The 19,631-nt window shown below is 46.4% G+C and carries 21 protein-coding genes; 18 read left to right on the top strand and 3 right to left on the bottom strand.

The window, feature by feature from the left end; all coding sequences use genetic code 11:
- Positions 1-73 precede the first annotated feature (73 nt).
- Positions 74-298 (bottom strand): hypothetical protein, encoded by a 225-nt coding sequence (locus QM657_RS06600; RefSeq protein WP_415065800.1) that lies wholly within the window; start codon positions 296-298, stop codon positions 74-76.
- Positions 299-464: 166 nt separating this feature from the next.
- On the opposite strand from QM657_RS06600, the gene QM657_RS06595 reads away from it, so the two are divergent.
- On the top strand, positions 465-1,508 hold the full coding sequence (locus QM657_RS06595) for an N-acetylmuramoyl-L-alanine amidase family protein (protein WP_415065799.1): 1,044 nt from the start codon (positions 465-467) through the stop codon (positions 1,506-1,508).
- A 212-nt stretch (positions 1,509-1,720) separates the two neighbouring features.
- Complete coding sequence (locus QM657_RS06590) at positions 1,721-2,008, top strand: YciI family protein (protein ID WP_415065798.1); 288 nt, start codon at positions 1,721-1,723, stop codon at positions 2,006-2,008.
- Positions 2,009-2,091: 83 nt separating this feature from the next.
- Here QM657_RS06590 and abc-f read toward each other — a convergent pair whose 3' ends face one another.
- Positions 2,092-4,005 carry a ribosomal protection-like ABC-F family protein gene (abc-f, locus tag QM657_RS06585; protein WP_415065797.1) on the bottom strand — a complete coding sequence of 638 codons (1,914 nt, stop codon included), beginning with the start codon at positions 4,003-4,005 and terminating at the stop codon, positions 2,092-2,094.
- 190 nt (positions 4,006-4,195) lie between these two features.
- Between abc-f and QM657_RS06580 the strand changes: the two genes are divergently transcribed.
- The 6 genes from QM657_RS06580 (at position 4,196) to QM657_RS06555 (ending at position 10,606) form a co-directional block, all read left to right on the top strand.
- Positions 4,196-4,870: a redox-sensing transcriptional repressor Rex gene (locus QM657_RS06580; protein ID WP_415065796.1), complete on the top strand. Its 675-nt coding sequence runs from the start codon at positions 4,196-4,198 to the stop codon at positions 4,868-4,870.
- A 105-nt stretch (positions 4,871-4,975) separates the two neighbouring features.
- On the top strand, positions 4,976-6,493 hold the full coding sequence (locus QM657_RS06575; protein ID WP_415065903.1) for an NAD(P)H-hydrate dehydratase: 1,518 nt from the start codon (positions 4,976-4,978) through the stop codon (positions 6,491-6,493).
- A gap of 4 nt (positions 6,494-6,497) precedes the next feature.
- The gene (alr, locus tag QM657_RS06570) at positions 6,498-7,679 is read left to right on the top strand and encodes an alanine racemase (protein WP_415065794.1); all 1,182 of its coding nucleotides are present in this window, start codon (positions 6,498-6,500) and stop codon (positions 7,677-7,679) included.
- A 197-nt stretch (positions 7,680-7,876) separates the two neighbouring features.
- Positions 7,877-8,224, top strand: coding sequence for a type II toxin-antitoxin system PemK/MazF family toxin (locus QM657_RS06565; protein ID WP_158377333.1), 348 nt, complete (start codon positions 7,877-7,879; stop codon positions 8,222-8,224).
- Positions 8,225-8,337: 113 nt separating this feature from the next.
- Positions 8,338-9,726 (top strand): hemolysin family protein, encoded by a 1,389-nt coding sequence (locus QM657_RS06560; protein WP_415065793.1) that lies wholly within the window; start codon positions 8,338-8,340, stop codon positions 9,724-9,726.
- 151 nt (positions 9,727-9,877) lie between these two features.
- Entirely contained in the window at positions 9,878-10,606 is a 729-nt protein-coding gene (locus tag QM657_RS06555) for a YebC/PmpR family DNA-binding transcriptional regulator (RefSeq protein ID WP_415065792.1), read from the top strand.
- Between the two features lie 160 nt (positions 10,607-10,766).
- On the opposite strand, the gene QM657_RS06550 is transcribed toward QM657_RS06555, so the two are convergent.
- A complete protein-coding gene (locus tag QM657_RS06550; RefSeq protein ID WP_415065791.1) occupies positions 10,767-11,534 on the bottom strand; it encodes a GNAT family N-acetyltransferase in 768 nt (255 codons plus the stop codon).
- Positions 11,535-11,696: 162 nt separating this feature from the next.
- Between QM657_RS06550 and pepF the strand changes: the two genes are divergently transcribed.
- The 10 genes from pepF (at position 11,697) to QM657_RS06500 (ending at position 19,628) form a co-directional block, all read left to right on the top strand.
- Positions 11,697-13,481, top strand: a complete 1,785-nt coding sequence (gene pepF / locus QM657_RS06545; protein WP_415065789.1) for an oligoendopeptidase F — start codon at positions 11,697-11,699, stop codon at positions 13,479-13,481.
- 77 nt (positions 13,482-13,558) lie between these two features.
- Entirely contained in the window at positions 13,559-14,335 is a 777-nt protein-coding gene (locus tag QM657_RS06540) for a nitroreductase family protein (protein ID WP_415065788.1), read from the top strand.
- A gap of 167 nt (positions 14,336-14,502) precedes the next feature.
- A complete protein-coding gene (locus QM657_RS06535) occupies positions 14,503-15,159 on the top strand; it encodes a YkgJ family cysteine cluster protein (protein WP_415065787.1) in 657 nt (218 codons plus the stop codon).
- A 54-nt stretch (positions 15,160-15,213) separates the two neighbouring features.
- On the top strand, positions 15,214-16,131 hold the full coding sequence (gene pyrF / locus QM657_RS06530; protein ID WP_415065786.1) for an orotidine-5'-phosphate decarboxylase: 918 nt from the start codon (positions 15,214-15,216) through the stop codon (positions 16,129-16,131).
- Positions 16,132-16,142: 11 nt separating this feature from the next.
- Complete coding sequence (locus QM657_RS06525; protein ID WP_415065784.1) at positions 16,143-16,919, top strand: dihydroorotate dehydrogenase electron transfer subunit; 777 nt, start codon at positions 16,143-16,145, stop codon at positions 16,917-16,919.
- The gene (locus QM657_RS06520; protein ID WP_415065782.1) at positions 16,920-17,822 is read left to right on the top strand and encodes a dihydroorotate dehydrogenase; all 903 of its coding nucleotides are present in this window, start codon (positions 16,920-16,922) and stop codon (positions 17,820-17,822) included.
- A 31-nt stretch (positions 17,823-17,853) separates the two neighbouring features.
- Positions 17,854-18,531, top strand: coding sequence for an orotate phosphoribosyltransferase (gene pyrE / locus QM657_RS06515; protein ID WP_415065781.1), 678 nt, complete (start codon positions 17,854-17,856; stop codon positions 18,529-18,531).
- Positions 18,532-18,608: 77 nt separating this feature from the next.
- Positions 18,609-18,758 (top strand): hypothetical protein, encoded by a 150-nt coding sequence (locus QM657_RS06510; RefSeq protein ID WP_415065779.1) that lies wholly within the window; start codon positions 18,609-18,611, stop codon positions 18,756-18,758.
- 92 nt (positions 18,759-18,850) lie between these two features.
- Positions 18,851-19,324, top strand: a complete 474-nt coding sequence (locus QM657_RS06505; RefSeq protein WP_415065778.1) for a VanZ family protein — start codon at positions 18,851-18,853, stop codon at positions 19,322-19,324.
- Positions 19,311-19,628 carry a calcium:proton exchanger gene (locus QM657_RS06500; RefSeq protein WP_415065777.1) on the top strand — a complete coding sequence of 106 codons (318 nt, stop codon included), beginning with the start codon at positions 19,311-19,313 and terminating at the stop codon, positions 19,626-19,628. The genes QM657_RS06505 and QM657_RS06500 overlap by 14 nt, the downstream gene beginning before the upstream one ends.
- Positions 19,629-19,631 lie beyond the last annotated feature (3 nt).

Here is a 19,631-nt window from a genome sequence, read left to right as displayed (position 1 = left end):
GCAGAGCCGGGCAGGAAAACTTCCTGTCCGGCTCTGCTTTTTGTACCTGTTTGCCATATGGATTCACGTCATATTACTGGTTCGGGTCAGAGCCTTTATTCCCAGACTCTCTCTTCAAAATCCGATAAACCATTCCTCCTGCATAGAAAAAAATAGGAACGATAACAGAAGAGAAAACAGCCGCCATAAGCCAGGTTGCAGCCTGGGGGCTATGGCTGAAAGCTGATACAATAGCGATCACGTATATTGACAAAATGACAATCAGTCCCAGAATTGCCAGAGGGCGTTTTAATTTCATGGGAACAGATACCTCGCTTTCTTTTTAACAATCATGAAGCTTGTCAATAGTATAACCCACCAAAAGATGGATGGGAAGAAGGAATTTGAAAAACTGTACATTTTGCTCAAAGTGTAGTAAAATTTTTAAATAACAGGAATCAGCAGGCGGAAAGGGGTGAAAAGCCTTGAATAGAATATGGATTGCAGCAGCAGGAGTGATTCTCAGTCTGGGAGGGGCTATGACCTCCTGGGCAGAAGGAACGCCCTCCCAGGCTGAAATGCCGGACTGGCAGTGGCAGGAGGATTCCTACAGTTGGAAATACGTCAACCAGGAAGGGGAATTTAAGAAAAACCGCTGGGAAAAGATCAACGGATACTGGTATTACTTTGACTCAGACGGATACATCACCACGGAATGGACCGAAATCAGGGGAATCAACTACTGTTTCCGGGAAACAGGGGAGCTGGAGCTTGGCTGGATTTACGATGAGGAAGAGGAAAAATGGTATTATTTTAATGAGGACGGCACAGTAGGAAGGGGCTGGCATCAGGATAAGGACGGAGACTGGTACTGGTTTTCCCACAAAGGAGAAATGGCCTCTTCCGGCTATAAAAATATACTGGGAAAGCGTTACTTCTTCTATAATGACGGCAGACTGGCGGCAAACCGGTATGTGGGTCTTTTCTATATGGATGAAAACGGTGTACGGGACAGAGAGCATGACATCCGGATTTCCGGGAAAAAGGACACCAGCACCCAGCCTGTTGAAGTGAGGGATGGGATTACAGAAGCCGTTAAGAATATTCCGGGAAAGTGGATGAAACACTTTATAGACCAGGGCTGGGAGATCATCTACTATCCGAATAAAACGTATTTTTCCGCCCCCATGACGGGAAACGGGACATACCTTGTGACTCACGTTCTGGATACCAATTATAAAAAAATAAAGATATGCAGGCCGGAGGCCTTAACAGAGGCTCTTGGAGAGTATATCGGCTATGCCTCCGGCTGCTATAAAGCCGGAAACCAGGATGGGCTGGACCTCTTTATGGAAAAGGCTTATTTAGAGCAGTTTGTCTACATACCGGATTATTTCTCCGATGATTTAAAGTTTTATTTCGGAAAGCTGGCAGCAGCCTATGTGGGCAGCGCTTCCGTCAGAGCTGAGATCGAGGAAGAGTCTCCGGAAATAGCCGCAATTTTAAACAGAATCATTTACTTCAAATGAAAACCGCATGAAAATCGGGATATCCTTATAAACACTGGACTTAATGAAGTAATTCAAAGATAAAAGCAATTAAAATACTACGAATGATTGAGCTTTGATACGACGATTTATCCTTGAAAAGGAGAATTAAAGAAGGCTTAATATGCTAAAGCAATTTATGATGTGTATATGATATACTGTTGTTAATGTTTTAGTACATTTTAGAAAGCGAGATGTTTTCAATGGCATTTATTTATCTGATGGAAAATGTAAAACCGTTGAACAAAGATATTGTCTTCAAACATGTGGAATATTTGAAAGAGTTAGATGGTAAAGGCGTATTGGTTCTATGCGGTCCGTTCAGTGACTATCCTGGTGGAATGGTAGTATTCAATGCAACTGGTTTGGAAGAGGCAATTATGGTTGCAAATAATGACCCTTTCATTCTTCTTGGGTATAAGACTTATCAAATTAGAACGATAGAAGTTGCAAATAAATCAAATAACTATGGATTGTCCTAGAGAACTTTTCATAGAGTCCTTATGGAAATATGAAACAGTAAACAGGACATAACATGAGTATCCCCAAATGGGAAGAACCGGCTTTACTCCGCCAGTTCTTCCCATAATTCATAAAGTTCCTCCAGTTTCTGCTCAATGTCCCCTTTTTCCCTGCTCAGTTCCATTAATTTAGAAACATCGGTGAAAACCTCTTCTTTTCCTAAAATCTCATCAATTTCCATACCTCTGGATTCCAGAAGGTGAATTTCATCTTCTGTCTTTTTCAGCTCATTCTGCCGTTTTCTTAAACGGGCCTGTTCCTCTTTCTGGGTTTTCCAGTCCAGCTTGGTCTCTGAAACCTCCTGAACAGGTGCTTCCTCTGAGGGAGAGGGAGCGGCGTATAAACCAGTCATCAATTCTCTTTTTTCCAGATAATAATCATAGTTGCCGATATAGTTAACCAGGGTCTGATTGGTCAGGTCCAGAATCCGGGTGGCTGTCTTGTTGATGAAGTAACGGTCATGGGACACATAGATGACAGTTCCCGTATAATTGGTCAGGGCATCCTCTAAAATTTCTTTTGAGGTAATGTCCAAATGGTTGGTAGGCTCATCCAGAATGAGGAAGTTAGCCTCAGAGAGCATCAGCTTTGCCAGAGAAACCCGTCCCCGTTCTCCGCCGCTTAAGTCCTTGACCCGTTTGAACACATCATCTCCCGTAAAGAGAAAGGCCGCCAGAATATTGCGTATCTGGGTGTTGTTCATGGTTGGATACGTGTCCTGAAGCTCGTCAAATAAAGTCTTTTCCATGTGAAGCACCTGATGTTCCTGGTCATAGTAGCCAATATGTACCTTGGAACCCAGAATGATTTCTCCTTCATCCGCCGTCTGTAAGTTGTTTAAAATCTTCAGTATGGTGGTCTTTCCCGTGCCGTTTGCACCGATGATGGCGATTCGTTCCCCGCGCTTGATTTCAAAGCCTATGTTTTCAAAGAGCAGGTTCTGGCCAAAGGCTTTTTTCAGCCCTTTGACAGTGAGAACATCATTTCCGCTGATGATATCAGGTTCCAGGCGGATGCGCATCTCATCATTGACCTCTGCAGGTCTATCGAGAACTTCGATCTTGTCCAGCATCTTTTCACGGCTTTCCGCCCGCTTAATGGATTTTTCCCGGTTAAATGATTTTAATTTGGCGATGACCTCTTCCTGGTGCTTAATTTCCTGCTGCTGGTTTAAATAGGCCTTCATCTTGGCTTCCCGGATCATGGCCCGTTTTTCGCTGTAAGCGGTGTAATTGCCCTGGTACACGGCCATCAGCCCATTGTCCAGTTCCACGATCTTGGTGACCACCCGGTCCAGAAAATAACGGTCATGGGCCACGATGATGACGCTTCCGTCGTAATTGATCAAGTATCCTTCCAGCCAGGCGATGGATTCCATGTCCAGATGGTTGGTAGGCTCATCAAGGAGGATGATATCAGGCTTGGTGAGGAGCAGTTTTCCCAAAGAAACTCTGGTTTTCTGGCCTCCTGACAGGGCGGATACAGGCTTTTTAAATTCTTCTTCCGTAAAGCCCAGACCCTTTAAAACTCCGGTCACTTCACTTTGGTAGGCATAGCCGTTGATCAGCTCAAACTCATGGTTTAAGCGGCTGTAAGAGGAGAGCATGGAATCCAGCTCTTCTCCGGACACGTGCTTCATGTCCAGCTCTAACTGCCGCAGCTTTGCTTCCATTTCCATAACAGGGCGCTTGACCTCCAGCACCTCTTCGTATACCGTCCGTTCTCCGGACAAATCCTGGTGCTGGGAGAGATAGCCAATGGTTTTTCCCTTGGAAATCACCACCTCCCCTTCATCCTGGGGCAGTTCTCCGATGATGATTTTTAAGAGGGTGGACTTGCCCGCGCCGTTGATTCCTACGATGGCGGCCTTTTCGTGGTCTTCTATATGAAAGGAAGCGTGTTTGATGACCTGGTTGCTTCCAAATGCTTTGCTTATATTGCTGCATGAGAGTATCATGTCTTATTTCCTCCTGGGCATAGTTTTCTTATGTAAGAAGCCGGATTTGCCCAATATATACAGGGCAACACGACTAGTATAATATAGGTCTCTTGTTTTTTCAAGGACACAGTCGCAAAACTCGTTTGACAATATTTTATCATCAGGCTATAATATAAAGTAGACTCTAAATTTTAAAGTAGGTGAAGATGTGGCAGAAAAAGATATTTCAAAAGCAGTGATCGTCAGGCTTCCCAGGTATTACCGTTATCTGGGAGAATTGATGGAAGATGGAGTGGAACGTATTTCCTCCAATGAGTTAAGCGTCCGGATGAAGGTTACAGCTTCCCAGATTCGTCAGGATTTGAATAATTTCGGCGGATTCGGCCAGCAGGGATATGGCTACAATGTGAAGTATTTATACACGGAGATCGGAAATATCCTGGGAATCAACAGACAGCATAATGTTATTATCATAGGCGCAGGCAATTTAGGACAGGCCATTGCCAATTATACGAATTTTGAAAAGAGGGGCTTTCTGATCAAGGGAATGTTTGACGTGAATCCCCGCCTCATCGGCCTGGTGGTTCGGGGAGTCGAAATTCGAAGCGTGGATGATCTGGAGACCTTTGTAAAGGAAAATGAGGTCCAGATTGCAGCTCTTACCATTCCAAAGACAAAGGCACCGGAGATTGCAGACCGTCTTGTATCCGCAGGAATCAAGGCCATCTGGAATTTTGCGCACACAGATTTAAATGTGCCTGAGGATGTAGTGGTGGAAAATGTCCATTTGTCGGAGAGCCTGATGCGTTTATCTTACAGGGTATGCAGTATGCAGGACAATGAAAAAAAAGAAAACGAAGAAAAGCAAGAGAAAAAAGACTAAAAAATCCTGCCGGCAGATGAAGAGGAATGGCTCTTCGCTGCCGGTATTTCAATCATGAAACCCGGCAGGGTTACGCCTGCCGGACGGCTGAAAGGCGGGAAAAATATGAGGTATCTGGTAACAGGGGAACAGATGAAGGAAGTGGACCGCTATACCATAGAAGAGGTGGGCATCCCCTCCATGGTGCTTATGGAACGGGCTGCGCTGGCAATTGTGCAGGAGGTTTTAAACCGGGCTGAAAAGACCGGTCAGATATGGGTCTTGTGCGGAAGCGGAAACAATGGAGCCGATGGAGTGGCAGCAGGGCGGATGCTCCATTTAAAAGGATATGAGGTTTTGATCATACTGGCAGGTAAAAAAGATAAAGGCACCCCGGAATTTCTCACCCAGATTTCCATAGCCCGACATACAGGGGTTCCTATGACGGAATTTGCTGACTTTCGTCCCGGAAGCTGTGATATTCTGGTGGATGCCCTTTTTGGTGTGGGACTGGACCGGGATGTATCAGATGTTTACCGGGAAATCATGAATGCAGTGACTGAATGCAGGCCGGGCTTTACGGTGGCGGCGGATATTCCCTCAGGCATTCACCCCAATACCGGAAAAGTGATGGGAATGGCATTAAAAGCGGATGTGACCGTCACCTTTGGCTGGGAAAAGATGGGAACCATGGTGTATCCCGGCAGAGAGTACAGCGGCAGGGTCTGTGTGGCTGACATCGGTTTCCCGGAAGCTGCCCTCATGCGCCTGAAACCGGAATACTTCACCTATGAGCCGGGAGATGAAAGTCTGGTTCCCCGGCGCCCGGCTTACTCAAACAAAGGAGACTTCGGAAAGGTCCTGATCGTGGCAGGCTCCCGGAACATGAGCGGAGCAGCTTATTTAAGCGCCCTGGCAGCTTACCGGACAGGAGCCGGTGTGGTGAGGATTTTTACCCCTGAGGAGAACCGGGTGATCCTGCAGACCGGACTTCCAGAAGCCATCATCACCTCTTACGACACCCAGAAAGCGGAATATAAGACAGAGGATTTTAAAGAGCTGCTGAAAAAGCAGTGCGAATGGGCCAGCGTCGTTGTTTTAGGGCCTGGTCTCGGCCAGGAAGCGTATGTGAAAAATCTGGTGGAAGAGGTTTTGGTCAATGCCTATGTGCCCATTGTGCTGGATGCGGACGGATTGGGCGTGATTGCAAAAAATTCTTCTCTAACCGGTTATTTTACGGAAAACATCATCATAACTCCTCATATGGGAGAGATGGCAAGGCTGCTTGGCTGTTCCGTGGAGGAACTGCAGCAGCGTCTGATTCCTGCCGCCAGAGAATACGCGGACCGGTTTGGAATCACCTGTATCTTAAAGGATGCGGTGACCATCGGAGCTTTAAAGGACCAGAGGACTTATGTCAATGGAAGCGGAAACAGCTCCATGGCAAAGGCCGGTTCCGGTGACGTGCTGACTGGAATCGTGGCCGGGCTTCTGGCTCAGGGCCTGGAGGAGTCAGAGGCAGCCGCTCTTGGCATATGGCTTCACGGCCGGGCCGGTGACGCGGTGAGGGAAAGACAGGGAGATCACAGCCTTCTTGCCAGAGAGCTGACAGACATGATTTTCTTAGATAAGCAGATGAGGTAGGGATATGACAAAATCATACGGCAGAATTTACGAGACAGTAAACCTGGATGCCATACGGCATAATATAGAAGCCATGAAAGCGGAATTGGGCCCTGGGGCAGAGATCATGGGCGTTGTAAAAAGCGATGGATACGGCCATGGAGCAGTTCCGGTGGCAAAGGCCATTGAGCCTTACGTCTGGGGCTACGGGGTAGCCACGGCAGAAGAAGGGGTAATTTTACGCAATCACAGAATTACAAAGCCCATTCTGATTTTGGGAACCGTTCCCCCGGCAGAGTACGATATGCTGCTGGAATACGACATCATGCCCTCCATCTTTCAGATCAAAAAGGCAGAAAGCCTTTCGGCGGCAGCCGTAAGAGCCGGAAAAACGGCTTCCATGCATCTGGTGGTGGATACGGGAATGAGCCGGATCGGATATCCGGTGACAGAAGAGGCAGCCGAAGAGGCAGCGAGAATATGCGCCCTGCCCGGAATCAGGGCAGAAGGGCTGTTCACCCATTTTGCAAAGGCAGATGAGACGGACAAAAGCCACGCCCTGATGCAGGTGGAAAAATATATGAAGTTTGTGGATATGCTTTCCCAAAGAGGAGTCACCGTTCCCCTGCTTCACTGTTCAAACAGCGCCGGAATCCTGGATATGGATAACACGGGCTTTCACTTAGTCCGTGCCGGAATCGCCATGTACGGCCTCTATCCTTCTGATGAGGTGTGCAGGCAAAAGGTAGAACTGGAGCCTGCCATGGAGCTGAAAAGCTCGATCTCCTATATTAAAAAGATTGGCCCCGGAGACTGCGTCAGCTATGGAGGGACCTTTCAGGCGGACCGGGAAATGATGATTGCCACCATTCCCGCAGGCTACGGAGACGGATATCCCAGAAATCTTTCCGGAAAAGGAGAGGTGCTCATAAGGGGAAAGCGGGCCAGGATACTGGGCCGGATCTGCATGGATCAGTTTATGGTGGATGTGACGGATATCCCTGAGGCAGAAGAAGAGGATGAGGTGATTTTAATCGGAAGACAGGGAGAGGAAAAAATCACTGTGGAGGACTTGGCCCAAACCGGCGGCGGCTTCCACTATGAGATCATCTGCGGGATCGGCAAACGGGTCCCCAGAGTTTACTTACAAAGCGGCCAGGTCATTGGGACCAAGGATTATTTTGACGACTGCTTTCAGGACTTTTAAAAGAGCTGATAACAAAATCCACGTTCATACCGTGAGTCAATAGCGAATTGAGCCTTCGCCGCATACAATAAACTATGCGGCGGAAAAACTTAAGTGAATACACGAGTCAAAGAAGGTCAATACTAGACTTAGGCATAACTTATTAAAGGAAATCAATAAGTTAGCCGTTCAATGATGAATTGACGGAGTGTGAGAATGTGATAATCAGACGTGGAGACATTTATTATGCCGATTTAAGGCCAGTTGTTGGCTCGGAGCAAGGGGGCATCCGCCCGGTCCTTATTATACAAAATGACATAGGCAACAAGCACAGCCCCACCGTAATCTGTGCGGCCATTACATCCAGAATGAACAAGGCAAAACTGCCTACCCATGTGGAGCTGGATACAAAAAAATGTGATATGATCAAGGATTCGGTTATTTTATTGGAACAGTTACGAACGATCGATAAGCAGAGGCTGAAAGAAAAAATCTGCCATATTGATGAGGAACTCCAGCAGGAAGTGAATTGTGCATTGCGGGTGAGCCTGGAACTGGATACATAGCCGCCAGGCGGAGAAACTTCCTTTCTTGACGAAACCCTGATAAAATGGTATATTTTTAAATAGCTGTATGAAAAAATACGAAAGATAATGAATAAAAGGAGTCGATTTTTAGAATGGACGATGGCAATCCGCTTTTACGCGTGATTATTTTTGTCGCTTTTATCCTGTTAGACGCAGTGTTTTACGGGTTTGGAGCAGCAATCCAAAACGTGAACACCGGTGATTTAGAGCGTCAGATGGAGGATGGAAGCGAAAAGGCCCGGAAACTGCTGCGCATTGTGAACAGACCCACCCGGTTTGTCAACACCATCCAGATTACTACCAATTTAATAGGCATGATAACCGGGGCATTTATTTTGGAACAGCCAGCGGCAAAAGTGGAAGAAATCCTGGCCAGGGGAGGTCTGTTTCCCAGCCAGCTCCTTTCTTTCCTTCTTATGGTGTTGATCTGGATCGGAATGATTGTGGTGCTCATCAGCTTTGGAATCATCATTCCCAAGCGCTGTGCTGCAGAAAACCCTGAAAAGTGGGGATTCCGGCTGCAGCCCATGGTTTCCCTCATCATGATCCCTCTTCTTCCCGTGACCTGGCTGGCCAATGTTGTGGCTTACCTGGCTTTAAAACTCATGGGCATTAAGATGGTGTCAGACAGTGAAAACGTTACGGAAGAGGATATTATGTCCATGGTCAACGAAGGCCATGAGCAGGGTGTATTAGAGGCCAGGGAAGCGGAGATGATCACCAACATCTTTGAGTTAAATGACAAAGAAGCCGGTGATATCATGACCAATAGAAAGAACCTGGCAGCTTTGGACTGTGAGATGCCTCTTTTGGAGGCGGCGGATTTCATTTTGAAGGAAGGTCTTAATTCCCGTTATCCTGTCTATAAAAAGGATGCGGATGACATCATTGGAATCCTTCACATGAGAGACGCTTTGGTTGCTGCAAAGCATGAAGAAAACAAAGACCGCTCTCTGTCTGAAATCCCGGGTCTTCTCAGAGAGGCCCATTTCATTCCCGAAACCCGAAACTTAAATGATTTATTTAAGGAAATGCAGTCTGAGAAGATTCACATGGTGGTGGTTGTAGACGAATACGGCCAGACCGCAGGCGTGGTGACCATGGAGGACATTCTGGAAGAGATTGTGGGCAACATTTTAGATGAGTACGATGTGGACGAGGAATACATCGTTCTTTCTGATGACGGTTCCTTTTATATCAATGGCATGACCCTTTTAGAGGACGTGGAAAAGGCTTTGGATATTGAGTTTGAGGATGAGGACTACGACTCCTATGACACCATAAACGGCCTTTTGATCTCCCGTCTGGACAGGATTCCCCAGGAAGGAGAAGAAACAGAGGTGTCCATTCTCGGATACTGCTTTAAGATTCTTCAGGTGGAAAATAAGATCATTCAGTCCATCAGGGCATGGAAGGAAGAGCCGGAGGAAACCGAAGAAACAGAGGAACTTTCGGAGAAGACCTCGGAAGAAGAGATTTAAATTCTGCACAGCGCCAGGGCTCTTTTGAGCTTAAGCCGCTGTGCATTATTTTTTCTTGCCAGATGAAAAGAATAGTGCTAGAATAAGAAAGATATTGATTTTTCAGAAATGAAAAGGACGAAATAGAGAAAGAAAAGGAGTGTTGGAAACAATGTCAGGACATTCAAAGTTCGCAAATATTAAACACAAAAAAGAGAGAAACGATGCTGCAAAAGGCAAGATTTTCACTGTCATCGGAAGAGAGTTGGCGGTAGCGGTGAAAGAAGGCGGACCAGACCCTGCAAACAACAGCAAGCTCCGTGATATAATTGCCAAAGCTAAAGCTAACAACATGCCCAATGATACCATTGACAGAGGCATTAAAAAGGCGGCCGGTGATGCAGGAAGTGTCAATTACGAGACCATCACATATGAAGGATACGGTCCTAACGGGGTCGCCATCATCGTGGATACGCTGACAGACAACAAGAACCGGACAGCAGCCAATGTGAAGAATGCCTTTACCAAGGGCGGCGGCAATGTGGGAACTCCCGGCTGCGTTTCCTTTATGTTTGACAGAAAAGGCCAGATCATCATTGACAAAGAGGAATGTGAGATGGACCCTGATGAGCTGATGATGATTTCCTTAGAAGCCGGAGCAGAGGATTTTTCTGAAGAGGAAGACAGCTATGAGGTGGTCACAGGGCCGGATGAGTTCAGTGCGGTAAGAGAAGCGCTGGAGGCTGCAGGCGTACCCATGGTAGAAGCGGATGTGACCATGATTCCTCAGACCTGGGTGGAGCTGACCGATGAAGATTCTGTCAAGAAGATGAATAAAATCCTGGACCTTCTCGATGTGGAAGACGATGTTCAGGCCACGTATCATAACTGGGAAGAATAAATAAAATAAGAAGTGAGGAATGACCGCTATATTGCGGCTGTTCCTCACTTTTTGTCTATTTCGGGAAGGTTTTGACATATTCTGTATTTTATTATATAATTGAGACAAATATTACAAAAGTCTTGTGAAAATGAGAAAAACTTTTTATCCTGTAACAGGATTAATAGATATAATACGATAAACTTTCGGTGATCTGAAACCCTGCTTTCTTATATAAAGCTATGGCAGGCGCATTTTTGCCTGATACCTGCAGAAAAAGTGCTTCTTCATTTTCCGCCTCGGCCTGTGGGAAATAAGTATTTAAAAATAAGGAAAGACAGGCCCGGCCATATCCCTGGTTTCGCAGGTTCTCCGGGATTTCAAAACCGTAAAAATAAGAGCTGTTTTCCCTCGAATCCAGGTAACAGGAGCCCACAGCCTTTTCTCCTGCAAGAAACACGTAATGAACCGGTTCATCCGGAAAGCTTTGCTTTTTTACGATGGAAATGGATTCCGGAGCATCGCAGCCTTTTACCAGTGCTGATCCGGAAAAATCAGAAGCAGAAAGGCTCATCATATGCTCCTGATACCAGAAGGTAGCTCCTATGGCCTCCAAAGTGGAAACCGTATCACGGCAACTCTCCTGGACAGAAAAAATTAAGTCATTTTCTCCTGTTTCCTTTAAAAGCTCTTCAAAAAGCATGGTAAAGCAGCCCTGGCGCCTGTGCTGAGGAAGGGTGAAGGCGCAGCATTCCCATTCACTGTTTTCATTAAAAAAAGCGGATAAGGCGGATAAGAGACGGTCTTCGTCGTATAATAAGTAGTATACCCAGCCTTCTTCCATAGGAAATGTAAGAGAGATGGAGTCGTGGCCCTGGCAGATGTTCTGCAGTGTGAGCAAGTCATTTTTTTGCGATTCGCAAAGGGCCTCTGTTCGGATGATGTTCATGGCAGCTCCTGACTGATGTGATTTTTGGAAAGGGTATTTCCCTGACTAATAGTATAATACAAGAAAATATCAAATTTCAACCAAATATTTTCCATATTGCTGATTGTCTCTTTGAGGTATGGGTGATAGAATAAATACAAGTGTAAGAGTGGAGGGATTTATTTGAAAAAAAGAGAAGAAATACCGGTTTGCCATACCTGGAATATGGCGGACATTCTGCCGTCTGAAGAAGCTTGGGAGAATTTGTTCCGTGAGACAGAGCAGGCGTTGTCTGGTTATAAAAAGTATGAGGGACATCTGGCGGATTCGGGCGAGATGCTTTTTTCTTGTCTGGAATTTGATGAGGAAATATCCCTGAAAATAGAAACCCTGTTTGTATATGGAAGGCAGAAATCCGACGAGAATACGGGCAATCCCAGATACCAGGAGTTTTCCTCAAGGGCCAGAGCCCTTTCCTATGAGACGGCAGGTCTGTCGTCCTTTATCGTTCCTGAGATTTTGGAGATTCCGCAGGAGACTTTGTCCCGTCTGCGCAAAGAGACGGAAAAGCTGAAACGCTATGACAGAACCTTTGAGATCATCTTAAAAAAGAAGGAGCACACCTTGTCTGCCTCCATGGAAGCGCTGCTGGCAAAATCCATGGACGCCACTTCCGGCTCTTCCGACATTTTTAATATGTTCAACAATGCTGACGTGAAATTTCCTGAGATTCTCAATGAGAACAGGGAACTCATCCGAATCAGCCACGGAAACTATATCGCATTGATGGAAAAGCAGGACAGAGAGGTCCGTAAATCCGCTTTTGAAGGCTTGTACAGCGTTTATAAGCAGTTTGGAAATACTCTGGCAGCTACCTTTGCTTCTAATTTAAAACGGGCGGCTTTTTATGCCCAGGCCAGGAATTACCCTTCCGCCAGAGCCCATTCCCTTGGGGAGAATGAGATTCCGGAAGAGGTTTACGACAACCTCATACAGGCGGTTCACGAAAATCTGCCCCTGCTTCACCAGTATGTATCCATCCGGAAAAAAGCACTCGGAGTGGAAGAACTGCACATGTATGACCTTTACGTGCCCATGGTTTCCAGAGAAGAGCAGAAAATCTCCTTTGAAGAAGCCAAGGCCATGGTTTTAGAAGGGCTGAAGCCTTTGGGAGAAGAATACTTGTCTCTGCTGAAAGAGGGCTTTGAAAACCGCTGGATCGATGTGTACGAAAATGAAGGAAAGCGCAGCGGGGCTTATTCCTGGGGTGTTTACGGAATCCATCCTTATGTGCTTTTGAATTTCAACGGAACCCTGGACAGTGTATTCACCCTGGCTCATGAGATGGGGCACGCCCTTCATAGCTGGTTTTCCGACAAACACCAGAACTATGTAGATGCGGCTTATAAGATTTTTGTGGCTGAGGTGGCTTCCACCTGCAACGAGGCCCTTCTCATCAGGCATCTTCTGGAAATCACGGAGGATAAGGCGGAAAGAGCTTATCTTGTGAATCACTTTATGGATAGCTTTAGGGGAACTCTTTACCGCCAGGCCATGTTTGCGGAATTTGAGGAAGAGACTCACCGCCGCCTTGGAAAAGGTGAGGTGCTTACGGCAGACTTACTTTGCAGCATATACCGCAGGCTCAATGAGGAATACTTTGGCCCGGATATGATCGTTGACCGGGAAATTGACTATGAGTGGTCCAGAATTCCTCATTTTTACACACCGTTTTATGTGTATCAGTATGCCACCGGCTTTTCGGCGGCCATTGCAATCAGCAGTAAGATTTTAGCGGGAGATGAGAAAGTGCTGAAGGGGTATTACGAGTTCTTAAGCGGCGGAAATTCCATGACTCCCATAGACCTTTTAAAGCTGTGCGGCGTTGACATGTCAACAGCAAGGCCGGTGACGGATGCGCTGGCTGTATTTTCAGAGCTTTTGGAGGAGATGAGCAGGCTGATTTAATCAGCCTGCGAGGTGAATTTGCTCTCAGGGCAGAGAGAGGCCCCTTGGGGGCAGGATAGAGAAGGGGGGAGTTCAGGATGAATTTATATCAGATGATATTTAAAAGAAGATCGGTCAGAAAATTTAAAAAAGAACCAGTTCCGGAACAGCTTTTAAAGGATATCCTTTATTACGGCAGCCAGGTTTCCGGACTTCAGGGGGATATTCCGGTTAAGATGGAGATTGTTGAAAACCTGGATGGGCATCTTGCCGTCAAGGGGTTATGGAAGGTGGAAGCGCCTTATTATCTGGTATTTTATTCCGAGGAGAAGGAAGGGTACTTAACCAACGCCGGGTATATTCTGGAATTTGTCTTTTTGTATATGACGGGAAAGGGGCTTGGAACCTGTTATCTGGGGAATACAAGGCTTCCTGAGTCCGGCCATCAGGATTCAGGGCTGAAACAGGTCATCGCAGTGGCCTTCGGATATCCCAAGGGCCTGCTTTACCGTGACCCGGCCACAGCAAAAAGGCTTCCTTTAAAAGAACTGTGCGTGTTCAAAGAGGAAGTGGCAGAGTCCATGAAAAACATCTTAAAGGCTGTCCGTCTGGCCCCGTCGGCCATGAACACCCAGCCCTGGCGTTTTATCGTTTATCATGACAAAATCTATGTGTTTTGCTGCAGGGAATTTTTGCCCTCCTCCCCCTTCGTGTCCATGAGGGAAATGAGCATCGGCATCATGCTTTCCCATATGACCATTGCGGCAGAGGAAATGTGGATGAACATAAGGCTGGAAAAAGAGGAAAGCATGGAGAAGAAGTCTTATAAAAGCGGAACATATGTGACTACGGCGTATATAAAAGAGTACAAATGAAGAAAAGCCGTTTGAAGCGGCGGGACAGTAAGAGAAGGCTTGCGGGTATATACGGTCTTCTCTTTTTTCCTGCCGGATTCTCTTAATAGGAAGCTTTTAATAGAGGGTTTTTGAAAGAGAACCCTTTATGTGAAAATTTTTATATAAAAAGTGGGGAAAAAGAATTCATGAAACGGGAAGTTGATTTAAAAGAGATTTCAGACGGAAAATTATATGGAATCAATGACATGGTAAAGGCGGACTGCGGCGACTGCAAGGGCTGTTTTGCCTGCTGTCAGGGTATGGGAGAGTCCGTTGTTTTGGACCCTCTGGACTGCTTTCGCATAACCCAGAACCTTTCCTGCACCCTGGAAGAACTGCTTGGGACAGAGCTGGAGTTAAATGTGGTGGATGGCATTGTCCTTCCAAACCTCCGGATGAAAGGGGATGGGGAGAAGTGCGGTTTTTTAAATCAGGAGGGACGCTGTAAAATACACAGCTTCCGCCCTGGAATCTGCCGTTTATTTCCCCTGGGAAGAGTCTATGAGGATGAGGATTTCCGGTATTTCCTCCAGGTCCACGAATGCAAAATGGAAAACAGGACCAAGGTAAAGGTGCGCAAATGGATCGATACCCCTGATACAAAGCGCTATGAAGCCTTTGTGCGGGACTGGCATTTTTTCTTAAAGGGACTGGAAAGAAAAATAGAGGAAAAAGGGGACCAGGCCTTTGCCAATCAGGTGAGCCTTTACGTGCTGAAGCAGTTTTATCTGACGCCCTATGACGGGAGCCAGGATTTTTACGATCAGTTTGGCAAAAGGCTTGAAGCCGCTTCCCTATTATGATAGAATTGGTAAGAATAGAAAATAATAAGAACCAGGAGAACCAAGGAGGAGACAATGATCAGGCAGTTAATTGAAAAAATTCAGGCAACAAAGGCACCGATCTGTGTAGGTTTGGACCCAATGTTAAATTATATACCGGAGCATGTGACGAAAAAAGCATTTGATGAATTTGGTGAGACATTAGAAGGAGCTGCAGAAGCTATCTGGCAGTTCAATAAAGAAATCGTAGATCATGTGTATGATCTGATTCCGTCTGTAAAACCTCAGATCGCCATGTACGAACAGTTCGGCATTGAGGGCCTTAAGGCTTACGTGAAAACGGTCAATTACTGTCAGGAAAAGGGACTTCTGGTCATCGGAGACGCAAAAAGAGGAGATATCGGCTCCACTTCAGCCGCTTATGCCGTAGGACATTTAGGGAAGGTGAAAGTGGGAAGCAATACCTTCTCCGGTTTTGGTACGGAATTTCTCACAGTGAACCCATATCTGGGAACCGACGGAGTAAAACCTTTCGTGGATGTGTGCAGGGAAGAAGATCGGGGACTTTTCGTTCTTGTAAAGACCTCCAACCCCTCCAGCGGTGAATTCCAGGACAAGCTGATTGACGGAAAACCTCTGTATGAACTGGTTGCCCAGAAGGTAGTGGAATGGGGCGCAGAGTCCATGGATGGCACCTACAGCAATGTGGGAGCAGTTGTGGGCGCTACTTATCCGGAAATGAGCCGGATTCTCAGAAAGCTTATGCCAAACACCTATTTCCTGGTTCCCGGATACGGAGCACAGGGCGGAACGGCAGAGGATTTGAAACCATGCTTTAACGAGGACGGCCTTGGAGCCATTGTAAACTCCTCAAGAGGAATCATTGCAGCTTATAAGACAGAAGCCTATGCCCGGTTTGGCGGGGAGCATTTCGGCGAAGCCTCCAGACAGGCTGTCATCGATATGGTGGCTGATATCAACAGAGTTTTATAGGAGAAAGCGCAATGGTGAAAATAAAGGAAACAGCATTGGTTGAAAGCCAGACACGGCTTGCAGACGATGTATACAGCATGTGGATTAAAACAGAAACAATCACTGCCCAGGCAGAGCCGGGACAGTTTGTTGACGTATTCCCAAAAGACGGAGCAAAGCTTTTGCCCCGTCCTATCAGCATTTGTGAAACAGATAAGGAAAAAGGCCTTTTAAGGCTGGTGTACCGGGTGGTTGGAGAAGGAACGGAAGAGTTCTCCCATTACAAGGCCGGTGATACGGTTGAGATCATGGGGTCTCTTGGAAACGGATTTCCTTTGGAAGCAGGCAGGGAAGGAAGAAAAGCATTTTTAATCGGCGGCGGAATCGGAATTCCTCCCATGCTGGAGCTGGCAAAGCATCTGCCCTGTGAAAAACAGGTGGTGCTTGGCTACAGGGATATCCTGTTTTTAAATGAAGAATTTCACCCCTATGGGGCTACTTACGTTGCCACAGAGGACGGAAGCGCCGGAACAAAGGGCAATGTACTGGATGCCATCCGGGAAAACGGCTTAGAAGGTGATGTGATTTTTGCCTGCGGCCCCACTCCCATGCTGAAGGCCTTAAAGGCTTATGCCCTGGAACATGGAATTGAATGTTATCTTTCCTTAGAGGAAAAGATGGCATGTGGAATCGGTGCCTGTCTCGCCTGCGTGTGCAAGACCAAAGAGGTGGACGATCATTCCATGGTTCACAACAAGCGCATCTGTAAGGATGGCCCTGTATTTAAGGCTGAGGAGGTGGAGTTTTAGATGAATACGAAAGTGAATCTGGCCGGAGTGGAACTGAAAAACCCGGTAATGACCGCCTCCGGCACCTTTGGCTCCGGAGAAGAATACAGCGAGATGATCGATTTAAACCGTCTGGGCGCAGTGGTTACAAAAGGTGTAGCCAACGTGCCATGGCCGGGAAACCCAACTCCCCGAATTGCAGAAACCTACGGCGGAATGCTCAATGCCATAGGCCTTCAAAATCCGGGAATGGAAGTGTTTGCAAAGAGGGATATTCCTTTTTTAAAGCAGTATGATACGAAGATCATTGTAAACGTCTGCGGAAGGACCACAGAGGATTACATTGACGTGGTAGAACGTCTGGGCCAGGAACCGGTGGATATGCTGGAGATCAATATTTCCTGCCCCAACGTAAAAGAAGGCGGAATCGCTTTCGGACAGCAGTGCCAGTCCGTAGAGGAAATAACGAGAGAAGTGAAAAAGCATGCAAAGCAGCCCATTATCATGAAGCTGAGTCCCAACGTGACGGACATCGGTGAAATGGCCAGGGCAGCAGAAGCAGGCGGAGCGGATGCTATTTCCCTCATCAACACCATAACAGGCATGAAGATCGACGTAAACCGCAGAACCTTTGCCCTTGCCAACAAAACAGGAGGCTTGTCCGGTCCTGCCATAAAACCCATTGCAATCCGCATGGTGTATCAGGCAGCCCAGGCTGTGAAGATTCCCATTATCGGAATGGGAGGCATCCGCAATGCAGAGGATGCCATTGAGTTCATTCTGGCAGGAGCTACGGCTGTTTCCGTTGGAACGGTCAATTTCTGGAACCCTTATGCGGCGGAAGAAGTGGTGAGCGGCATTGAGGCGTATATGAAGAAATATCAGGTGGAAGATATCAAAGATTTGATTGGTGCGGTGAGATAAAAAGCAATAATTGCATAGAGAGGATAAGAATATGGAACAGTACAAGCAGGAATTTATCGAATTTATGGTGGAAAGCAATGTTCTGAAATTTGGAGATTTCACATTAAAAAGCGGAAGAAAGTCTCCGTTTTTTATGAATGCAGGTTCTTATGTAACAGGCGGACAGCTTAAAAAGCTGGGAGAATACTATGCAAAGGCTATCCATGACAATTACGGGGATGATTTTGATGTGTTGTTCGGACCGGCTTATAAGGGAATTCCCTTAAGCGTGACCACTGCCATCGCTTTCCATGAGCTGTACGGCAAGGAAATCAAATACTGTTCAAACAGAAAAGAGGAGAAGGACCACGGCGGTGATGCGGGAATTCTTCTTGGAAGCCCGATCAAGGATGGAGACCGTGTTGTCATTATCGAAGATGTGACCACCTCCGGAAAATCCATTGAAGAGACTTTCCCCATCATTGAGGCCCAGGGAAATGTGGAGATTTTAGGCCTTATGGTTTCCTTAAACCGCATGGAAAAGGGAAAAGGGGATAAGGGCGCATTGGATGAGATTCAGGAAAAGTACGGATTTAAGGCAGCCGCCATCGTTTCCATGGCAGAAGTTATTGAACATCTGCATAACCGGGAATGTGAAGGGAAGATTATCATTGATGATACAATCAAAGAGGCCATTGATGCCTACTACCAAATCTACGGCGTAAAATAAGTCCGGCTGAGAAATGTCAATGGGAAAACCAAAGCTTTGACATCTTGGTAAATGGCTAATAAAAAGGAGGGTTTTATATGGAAAGAGTATATAAAACAATGAGAAATGCAGGTGCGTTAAACCTTGCCGCTGGAATCACCATGGTCGTGCTGGGGATTGCTGCGGGAGTCATGACAATTATTACAGGCGCGACTTTGCTGAAGAGAAAGTCTGAAATCATTTTTTAGGATCATTACTTAATGAAGGCAAGGGAGGCCCGGCCTCAACCTGATAAACCGGCGGGACTTCCTTCCTTTTAATATATACAGACGGAGCTGCTATGATTAAAAATACAACAAAACGGCAGAAGATGGGTTGGGTAATTTTTGTGTTTTACCTGATCTTTTTGGCGTATTTTCTGTTTTTCTCCGATTATTTTGGAAGGGGAAGACATGTTCAGGAAGAATACGCTTACAACCTGGTTCCCTTTACAGAGATAAGGCGTTTCATTGTTTACCGCCACGTGGTTGGAATCAGGTCCTTTCTTTTGAATATTGCAGGCAATATTGTGGGATTTATGCCCTGCGGATTCTTTCTTCCCATCATCAGCCGCAGAAGCCGCATCTGGCTTAACACAGTTTTGTTAAGCTTTCTGTTCAGCTTTTGCGTGGAAACTGTCCAGCTTATTTTTAAAGTGGGAAGCTTTGATGTGGATGATATCATATTAAACACTTTGGGTGGATTGCTGGGCTATATTCTGTATAAAATAGTACAGACCATAAGAGTCAGGAGGAAACGACGTGCCAAAGCGTAAAAAAGTGTCTTATATCAGAAAATCCTTTGCCAGAAGAAGTTATTTCTCCCTGGGCCTTGCCATAGGAGCGCTGGCTCTGGGGATTTTTGGAATTGCCGGATCGGTGATGGCAGCGGGAGAAGGCCAGCTCAACACGGCTGCTGCAGTTTTTTGCAGTCTGGTGGTTTCTCTGGTTTCTCTGGTTTACGGTTTTTTTTCTTTTCTGGAAAAGGACAAAAAATATATCCTGGCTAAAATAGGAATAGGAATCAGCGGATTTTTGGTTCTCTGTTGGATCGCGCTGATTATCATAGGAATGAGGTAATGG

The organism is Lacrimispora sp., assembly GCF_047605665.1.
GTDB lineage: Bacteria > Bacillota > Clostridia > Lachnospirales > Lachnospiraceae > Lacrimispora.
This window is presented reverse-complemented; position numbering and strand designations above follow the sequence as displayed.

What these genes read in the sequence shown, in the direction of transcription:
- QM657_RS06600 (WP_415065800.1), bottom strand. Translation starts at nt 298, where the DNA reads ATGAAATTAAAACGCCCTCTGGCAATTCTGGGACTGATTGTCATTTTG.
- QM657_RS06590 (WP_415065798.1), top strand. Translation starts at nt 1,721, where the DNA reads ATGTTTTCAATGGCATTTATTTATCTGATGGAAAATGTAAAACCGTTG.
- abc-f (WP_415065797.1), bottom strand. Translation starts at nt 4,005, where the DNA reads ATGATACTCTCATGCAGCAATATAAGCAAAGCATTTGGAAGCAACCAG.
- QM657_RS06575 (WP_415065903.1), top strand. Translation starts at nt 4,976, where the DNA reads ATGAGGTATCTGGTAACAGGGGAACAGATGAAGGAAGTGGACCGCTAT.
- alr (WP_415065794.1), top strand. Translation starts at nt 6,498, where the DNA reads ATGACAAAATCATACGGCAGAATTTACGAGACAGTAAACCTGGATGCC.
- QM657_RS06560 (WP_415065793.1), top strand. Translation starts at nt 8,338, where the DNA reads ATGGACGATGGCAATCCGCTTTTACGCGTGATTATTTTTGTCGCTTTT.
- QM657_RS06555 (WP_415065792.1), top strand. Translation starts at nt 9,878, where the DNA reads ATGTCAGGACATTCAAAGTTCGCAAATATTAAACACAAAAAAGAGAGA.
- QM657_RS06550 (WP_415065791.1), bottom strand. Translation starts at nt 11,534, where the DNA reads ATGAACATCATCCGAACAGAGGCCCTTTGCGAATCGCAAAAAAATGAC.
- QM657_RS06540 (WP_415065788.1), top strand. Translation starts at nt 13,559, where the DNA reads ATGAATTTATATCAGATGATATTTAAAAGAAGATCGGTCAGAAAATTT.
- QM657_RS06535 (WP_415065787.1), top strand. Translation starts at nt 14,503, where the DNA reads ATGAAACGGGAAGTTGATTTAAAAGAGATTTCAGACGGAAAATTATAT.
- pyrF (WP_415065786.1), top strand. Translation starts at nt 15,214, where the DNA reads ATGATCAGGCAGTTAATTGAAAAAATTCAGGCAACAAAGGCACCGATC.
- QM657_RS06525 (WP_415065784.1), top strand. Translation starts at nt 16,143, where the DNA reads ATGGTGAAAATAAAGGAAACAGCATTGGTTGAAAGCCAGACACGGCTT.
- QM657_RS06520 (WP_415065782.1), top strand. Translation starts at nt 16,920, where the DNA reads ATGAATACGAAAGTGAATCTGGCCGGAGTGGAACTGAAAAACCCGGTA.
- pyrE (WP_415065781.1), top strand. Translation starts at nt 17,854, where the DNA reads ATGGAACAGTACAAGCAGGAATTTATCGAATTTATGGTGGAAAGCAAT.
- QM657_RS06510 (WP_415065779.1), top strand. Translation starts at nt 18,609, where the DNA reads ATGGAAAGAGTATATAAAACAATGAGAAATGCAGGTGCGTTAAACCTT.
- QM657_RS06505 (WP_415065778.1), top strand. Translation starts at nt 18,851, where the DNA reads ATGATTAAAAATACAACAAAACGGCAGAAGATGGGTTGGGTAATTTTT.